This window comes from Corynebacterium sputi DSM 45148, assembly GCF_000427865.1.
Lineage (GTDB): Bacteria > Actinomycetota > Actinomycetes > Mycobacteriales > Mycobacteriaceae > Corynebacterium > Corynebacterium sputi.
In genome coordinates this window covers 23,685-30,778 of the sequence record NZ_ATYV01000029.1, presented here as the reverse complement: position 1 = coordinate 30,778, position 7,094 = coordinate 23,685, and the positions used below count along the sequence as shown (strand labels likewise).

Below are 7,094 nucleotides of genomic sequence, written 5' to 3'. Positions count from 1 at the left end.
CCAACCCCGCCGCCGGCGGGCCCACCGATACCGAGAATCTGCAGGCCTTGTGCCAGCGGCACCACAACCTCAAGACCGACAAGCTCTTCGATGTCATCCGGTATTCCGATGGCCGCACCGTGTGGTCCTCTGGCGCTGATGGAACCTCGGCGACGACATATCCGGCCGGACCTGCCAATGGTCCGGGTCGGGTGAGTGTGTCGGCGCGGCTTCGTCGTCGATCTGCTCGGGTGCGTGACTACAACGAACAGCGCATGGGCGGGGCGGACCCGCCGAAGGAGGAGGGACCGCCGCCATGGGAGGAGCCACCACAGCAGGACCGCAAGGCACTGCCTCCGGGCAAGTCCGCCGGTCCGCCTGACCCAGACCAGAACGAGGGGGCGTGAGTGATTGGACCACCAAGCAGGTGCACCGATCACCCATGCCCGCACCACGAATCGAAAAGAAAGGACTACATCTTCGGGCGCACCGTCAGCCCCTGTGAACTCACCGCAACGGGACCGCACTCGTCTTGGACAACAGACTGAGTCAATCCGAGGCCGGTGGGACCAAAACTGACCGAGGTGTCGAAGCCGAACCATCCATCCACATCGGGTGCGGGTTCGCGGATCAGGTGAACCGTCAAGTCGAGGTTCGGGAAAGCGACCTCCGATGGAGATGCCAGCACGCCAATTCCGTTGGTGGTGTCGAGGATGGAGAACAAGGTCGTCGTGGTGCTTTGCTCCTCTCCGGCGACCACCGGTAAACCTGCGCGCAGCCAGGCCATCACGCCTTTGCCGGACCGTTCAGAATGCCCTGCCGAGCGAACCATCCGATGCGAATCGACAGTGGTCAGGAACTTTCCATCCCATTCCTCGGTGATGTCCCAGGTGGGCATGTCGGTGCGGGGAGGGATGGTGGGAAGGTTGACGTCGGTAAGCGAATCGGTGTCGAACCGCGCAGTAAACCACGCACGGGCGACGATCGCCGCGCGGCCGCCGGCGGAGAGCGTCGCTTCAACCAGTTCGATTGTGCGGCCAGGGCGAAGGACCCGCGTTTCCACACTCACTGGTCCGACCGCGTACACCCCGTAGATATCGAAGGAGACTCGAGACATCTGGAGTGGATCATCACCACGTCGCTCCGCAAAGTCCTGCTGCAGCACATGCGCGATGAGGCCAAAACCCGGCGCGACATGCTGTTCAGCAGGGTTCCATCCGCCACCGGTGAACTCGGTTCCGGTGAAGTCGTTCGGGCCGGTACGAACAAAGTACGAGTTAGTCATGATTAACATTCTGCCGGACATTGCGAAGGTGCGCACCGACACTCGCCCTATTGGAATGGTCAGCGCTGGCTGTATAGTCACCGTATGCTGACCATTGAAACGAAGCTGGACGCCATGGCACGCCTCGGCAGAGCGATGGCCGACCCCACGCGGTCACGGATTCTTCTGGCCCTCTTGGAAGAGCCCGGCTACCCCGCCCGGCTAGCGGAGGATCTCGGTCTCAGCCGGACGAACGTATCCAACCACCTAGCGTGTTTGCGGGGTTGCGGGATCATCATCGCCGAGCCGGAAGGCCGACGGACCAGGTACGAGATCGCTGATCCCCACATCACCGTTGCCTTGGAGAACCTCGTGTCGGTTGTACTGGCGGTAGATGAGGACATCGAGTGCGTCGACGAGTCCTGCCGCGCCACCGACTGCTGCGGACCACGCGATGAGTGACACCTGCGGGTGCGGTTCGACGGAAGTTGCCCCAACCCAGGAGCCGATGCCGAAGTGGTGGCGGGACCGAGCGTTGGCGTTGCCGGCTACATCGGGTGCGCTTCTGGTCGTTGGGCACATCGCCCAGTGGTCCGGACTCGACATAACTGGGACGGTCCTCCTCGCGGTCGGGCTCGTCGCCGGAGCCTGGACATTCGTGCCGGATGCGCTGCGTCGGTTGGTTGTAGGGCGAGGGTTGTCGAGACTGGGCGTCGGGCTGCTGATGACAATCGCAGCGATCGGTGCCGTGCTGCTTGGCCATATCGGTGAAGCCGCCGCGCTGGCTTTTCTCTTTTCCATTGCGGAGGCTCTGGAGGAACGTGCGATGCGTCGGGCGAATCAGAGCCTGCGGGCACTGTTAACGCTGATCCCCGAGACCGCTCGGATCCGGAGCAAGAACGGCGGGAACAGAACGATCCCGGCCGCAGACGTGCATGCAGGAGAAGTTCTCGTAATCGGCGCCGGAGAACGCATCGCCACCGATGGTGTTGTCACTGAGGGATCATCCTGGCTGGATACTTCGGCGATCACCGGTGAGTCGATTGCTGTTGAGGCGGAACCAGGGACCGACGTGGCCGCAGGATCTGTCAACGGGCCAGGAACCTTGCTGGTCACGGCGACTGCCAGCGGACAGGATAACTCGCTGACCACCATCGTCGCCTTGGTCGAGCAAGCCCAGGCGAATAAGGGCGAACGTGCCCGGCTCGCCGACCGGATCGCCCGCCCGCTGGTGCCGATTGTCCTGGTAGCAGCGTTTCTCACTGCGTCCATCGGATCGCTGCTCGGCGATCCAGTGGTGTGGATCGAGCGTGCTCTGGTCGTTCTGGTGGCGGCATCGCCGTGTGCCCTGGCGATCGCAGTGCCGGTGACGGTAATTTCCGCGATCGGTGCCGCCAGCAAATTCGGCGTGGTGATTACCTCTGGCGCGGCGTTTGAGCAGATGGGCACCATCCGCACCGTCGCCTTCGACAAGACCGGCACGCTGACCCGCAATGAACCGCAGGTCGTCGCCGTCCACGCAACGCACGGGCACGCCGAAGCGGATGTCTTGGCCTTCGCCGCAGCGCTGGAGGCGACGAGCACCCATCCCTTGGCGACAGCAGTCCTCGCAGCCAGCCACGCGAACGCCGCCCGGGAGGTCACCGAAGTACCCGGGTGCGGAGTCGAGGGTGTTGTCGATGAAAGGCAGATCCGCGTCGGGAGCCCGAAGTGGATAGCGCCTCGCGAACTCGCTGACCATGTCGAATCGATTGCCCATGAAGGAATGAGCGTCCTTCTCGTCGAGGTCGATGGTCAGGTGGCAGGAATCATCGGCGTGCGCGATGAGCTTCGCCCGGAGGCCCCGGAGGCTATCTCCACTTTGCACAGCCAGGGAATCACCACCGTGATGCTCAGCGGTGACAATCTCCGGACCGCCACAGCGCTGGCGACCGAGGCTGGAATCGATGAGGTGCACGCCGAACAACTTCCCGGCGACAAGGCCTCCTTCATCCGCGCCTCCACGACCCCAACCGCGATGGTCGGCGACGGCATCAATGACGCCCCCGCCCTGGCCTCGGCAACTGTCGGCATCGCCATGGGCGCCGGTGGCTCAGCGGCAGCGGTGGAATCAGCGGATGTGTCGTTCACCGGAAACGATCTCAGGATGCTTCCCGACGCCCTATCCCACGCCCGACGCAGCCGCACAATCATGACCCAGAACATCGCCCTAGCCCTGGCAATCATCGTGCTGCTGTCCCCGTTGGCCCTAGTCGGCGTATTGGGATTGGCGGCCGTGGTGCTCATCCACGAGGTTGCCGAACTGGCCGTCATTGGCAATGGATTGCGGGCGAGGAAAGTGCGGTCCTCACTGTTGGCGTGAATGAGCGATTGAGGAGACGGAGGTGAGGGCGAGGGGGCCGTGGGCGTCGAAAAGCAGAGCGTTTCCTGCGGATATGCCTGCGGTCTCGAGGGTGTGCTGCGCCAGGATCCCCATGCCCTCCCCCTGCGGTTCGCGGATGAAGTTCACGGTGGCGTCGATGTTGATGTGCTGAACGCCCTTGTCGCCGAAGTTGGCGACGAAGTTCGTCAGGTCCGTGAGGAACCCGGCGAGCACAAACCCCTGCGTAGGCTCGCCTTCGACGAAATCAAAAGGCCGCTGCCACAGCCCCCGTTGCACGCCACCAGGGAAATCCATGAACGTGGTGTGCCACCCTCCCCCGCCACGGTAGAAGTGCAGCCGCTTGCGGTCGTCGTGAAGCAAGTCCGCTGGCGGAGGTGTGATGCCTGCGTCTAGGGTCCACAATCCGTTGTCGGGGCTCTGGCCCGCATATCCAAAAAAGAGGTGTGCGCGGGCGACGTCGCGGCCGTGTTGGGTGAGGTAAACGTCGATAAGCGAGATCATTCTCCCTTGCCGCACTACCTCCGTGCGCACCCCAGTAACTTCCATCCGCACCCGTGTGAACAGATCGAAGCTTGCGCGGATCAACTGCTGAGCCGGGTTCAGATCGCGGGCGGCCTCCACTCCGGCGTGGCATAACAAGCCAGTAATCATCGGTCCCGGCATCTGATCCGGAGCCCATCCACCGGTGAAACCCGTGTCCAGCGGCTCGAACTGAGCCTCTCCAATTCGCCGAAAATAAGTGAGGGATGCGCGGCCGAAGTTCGATGTGTCGATGCTCATGGGATGGTTTCCTCCGGTCTGGGTCACTGGGTGAGGTGCACTGTTCAGTACGCTATCTGACAAACAGGCGAGGGAGGCTCCGTATGAATAGGGACACCGTGCAGTTCGACGTGGATGTCGCGTCACCGAGAGAGTCCGTGCAACTTGCGGCCACAATGGATCGGTCGATGAGCCTGGACGAGGCCCTGCAACTGAACCTCGCGCCCTTGGAGCACTGGCTCCATTTCACGCCGACGGCGCCGACGGATGCGCTCGGTGCGGACGGGCATCCGGGGCACAGCGTGTTCATCCCGGATGCGAATCTGCCGCGCCGGATGTGGGCAGGCAGCACCATCGAGTACCACGCGCCGATCTCTATTGGCACTGCAATCCGGCGGGTGACCTCGGTTGATTCGGTTACTAACAAGGAGGGTTCCAGCGGCCGGCTCTGTTTTGTGGTGCTGCGCCACGAGATCAGTGCGCGTGGGGAGGTCGCGCGCGTGGAGCGGCAAACCCTCGTCTACCGGGAGGCAGTGGACGTGACGGAGCCTGCTGCTCAAGACCCGCGTCCCGACGCCCCCCTCCACACCACCCCACCCTGGTATCGGACTTTCCGCCCTGACGAGCGGACCTTGTTCCGCTACTCCGCGATGACCTTCAATACTCATCGCATTCACTACGACCAGGCCTACGCGACCCAGGTAGAGGGGTATCCCGGATTGGTGGTGCATGGGCCGTTGCTTGCGACGTACATCATGGAGTCGTTCCTCGACGAGCATCCTGGTGCGGTGGTGCTGTCGTTCGAGTTCTCCGCGCGGGCGCCGCTGTTCGTCAATGAGCAGTTCCACGTAGTTGGCGGTGACTCCTCCGAGTTTGGTGACCGTGGCGGTTCACTGCAGGAAGTGCAGATCATCGGCCCGGACGGGAAACCTGCGACGACCGCATCGATCGAGTACATCCACGCCGGAGCCGCTGAATGAGCTCCCCCAGCACCGCCATTAGCTTCTTGTTCGTACCCGCCTCGAGGCCGGATCGATACGAGAAAGCACTGGCCAGCGACGCCGATGTGGTGATCATCGATATGGAGGACGCCGTCGCTGATGCTGACAAGGAGTCGTCCCTGGCGGACTTGCTGCAGGCACTAGAGGCCGGTTTATCCCGTCCGGTTCTGGTGCGAGTGAACGCGCCGGATTCGCGGTGGTTCGAGCGGGACCTGCAGGCATTGTCAGGCCAGGCCGGTGTTGCTGGAATTGTCATTCCCAAGATCGGATCCGCAGCCCAGGTCACGGAGGCAGTGGCTGCGTTGCCGGAGGGAATTCCTGTCATTCCGACGGTGGAAAGCGTTAGAGGTCTGGCTGCAGTTGCGGAGATCGCGGCGGTGCCCGGTGTGGTTCGGTTCGCCGTTGGTGCGGCCGATCTCTCCTTTGACCTGGATGCGGAGATCTCCTCCCCCACGATGGATCACATCTATGCGCGGCTGGTCATTGACTCCAGGCTCGCAGGTCTGGCTGGGCCGGTGGCCTCTCCCCCGTTTAGTCTCCGGGACACTGAGGTGATTGAGCAGGACGCTAAGCGGCTGCGTGGGCTCGGCGTCACAGCGCAGCTGTGCATCCATCCGGCCCAGATCCCGGCGGTCCGGGCGGGCTTCCTTCCCAGTGATGAGAATGTCGACTGGGCACGGTCCGTCGTCGACGCGAGCACTGCCACCGGTGGCGCGGTGGGAGTGGACGGTCAGATGGTCGACAAGCCGATCCATGATCGCGCGGTACGGATCTTGGCCCAGATCGGGGAATGATTCCAGTTCAGGACGCCATCAAGTAGTCACGTAGGTCTGAGACGACCGCGCGCTGGACCTCTGCAGTGACCCGAGCGCTAGTCGCGAGATACAGCGGAACTGGCGGGATCGACGGCAATGAGGTGACCGTGGTGAATCCACGGGCTCTGGGTCCGGTCCGTGGCAGTGGTGAGACTCCCTCGCCGTCAGCCACCGCGGACAGAACCGTCGCCAGGTCCGGGCATTCCTTCACGATCGTGACTGTGCGGCCGTTGAGTGCCACGACCGCCTGGTCACGGAGCGCACAGGGCCGATCGAAGACGATGACATTCTCCTTCGGTCCCCGCTCAGTTCCGATCCACTCCAACGGCAGGTCCGCCACCTTAACCGCTTCCCGAGCGGGATTGCGCAGGAACAACGCCACATCTGCTCGTTCACCCCGATACATGTCGTGCGCTTTGTCACTGCGGGTCAGTCTCAGGCGGATCCCGTGATCGGGAAATGCCCGCCGGAGGATTGACGTCACCATGGGAACGAGGAACTCCGCCGCATGTTCCGATGCCGCGACAACGAGGGTCCGATCTCCTGGTGGTGCGAGTTCGGCTACTGCGTCATCGTGAATCTGAAGGATCTGACGGGCTTTCGCAACAAGAACTTCGCCGTCGGCAGTGAGCGTCACTCCACGACCATAGGGCCTGAGCAGATCACAGCGCAGGTCCCGTTCGAGCTTTTTGATGTGCCCGCTGACCGTGGCACGACCGAGGAGTAGTGCCTCGGCGGCGCCGCTGACCCCGGAGTACGTCGCCACGGCGACCAGGCTCCGTAACCGTTCAATTCGCATCTCCGGCATCATGCGAAGCTATCAGCACGTGATGAGCCACCGTGCGCGATTCATTGACAATGTTGCTTCCTCGGTGTTGGTGTCTCAGATTCTT

The 7,094-nt window shown here is 63.0% G+C and carries 7 protein-coding genes and 1 pseudogene; 5 read left to right on the top strand and 3 right to left on the bottom strand.

Annotation, left to right across the window (positions count from 1 at the left end; genetic code table 11):
- Nucleotides 1–386 (top strand): annotated as a pseudogene (locus YWU_RS18380) (HNH endonuclease); the annotation flags it as partial.
- 65 nt (nt 387–451) lie between these two features.
- Here YWU_RS18380 and YWU_RS0112650 read toward each other — a convergent pair.
- Nucleotides 452–1,264 (bottom strand): thioesterase family protein, encoded by an 813-nt coding sequence (locus YWU_RS0112650; protein WP_027020754.1) that lies wholly within the window; start codon nt 1,262–1,264, stop codon nt 452–454.
- A gap of 84 nt (nt 1,265–1,348) precedes the next feature.
- Here YWU_RS0112650 and cmtR point away from each other — a divergent pair, with 84 nt between their 5' ends.
- The gene (gene cmtR, locus YWU_RS0112645; RefSeq protein ID WP_027020753.1) at nt 1,349–1,705 is read left to right on the top strand and encodes a Cd(II)/Pb(II)-sensing metalloregulatory transcriptional regulator CmtR; all 357 of its coding nucleotides are present in this window, start codon (nt 1,349–1,351) and stop codon (nt 1,703–1,705) included.
- Nucleotides 1,698–3,605, top strand: coding sequence for a heavy metal translocating P-type ATPase (locus tag YWU_RS16870; protein ID WP_051260351.1), 1,908 nt, complete (start codon nt 1,698–1,700; stop codon nt 3,603–3,605). Before cmtR ends, YWU_RS16870 begins: the two co-directional genes overlap by 8 nt.
- Here the strand turns inward: YWU_RS16870 and YWU_RS0112635 are convergent.
- Nucleotides 3,591–4,406, bottom strand: coding sequence for an acyl-CoA thioesterase domain-containing protein (locus YWU_RS0112635; RefSeq protein ID WP_027020752.1), 816 nt, complete (start codon nt 4,404–4,406; stop codon nt 3,591–3,593). The two genes, YWU_RS16870 and YWU_RS0112635, sit on opposite strands and share 15 nt — an antisense overlap.
- Before the next feature lie 83 nt (nt 4,407–4,489).
- Between YWU_RS0112635 and YWU_RS0112630 the strand changes: the two genes are divergently transcribed.
- Both YWU_RS0112630 and YWU_RS0112625 read left to right on the top strand, forming a co-directional pair.
- Nucleotides 4,490–5,365: an HTD2 family dehydratase gene (locus tag YWU_RS0112630; protein ID WP_027020751.1), complete on the top strand. Its 876-nt coding sequence runs from the start codon at nt 4,490–4,492 to the stop codon at nt 5,363–5,365.
- Nucleotides 5,362–6,180: an HpcH/HpaI aldolase/citrate lyase family protein gene (locus YWU_RS0112625; protein ID WP_027020750.1), complete on the top strand. Its 819-nt coding sequence runs from the start codon at nt 5,362–5,364 to the stop codon at nt 6,178–6,180. Before YWU_RS0112630 ends, YWU_RS0112625 begins: the two co-directional genes overlap by 4 nt.
- A 7-nt stretch (nt 6,181–6,187) precedes the next feature.
- Here the strand turns inward: YWU_RS0112625 and YWU_RS0112620 are convergent, their stop codons facing one another.
- The gene (locus YWU_RS0112620) at nt 6,188–7,000 is read right to left on the bottom strand and encodes a LysR family transcriptional regulator (protein ID WP_240484138.1); all 813 of its coding nucleotides are present in this window, start codon (nt 6,998–7,000) and stop codon (nt 6,188–6,190) included.
- Between the last annotated feature and the right edge of the window lie 94 nt (nt 7,001–7,094).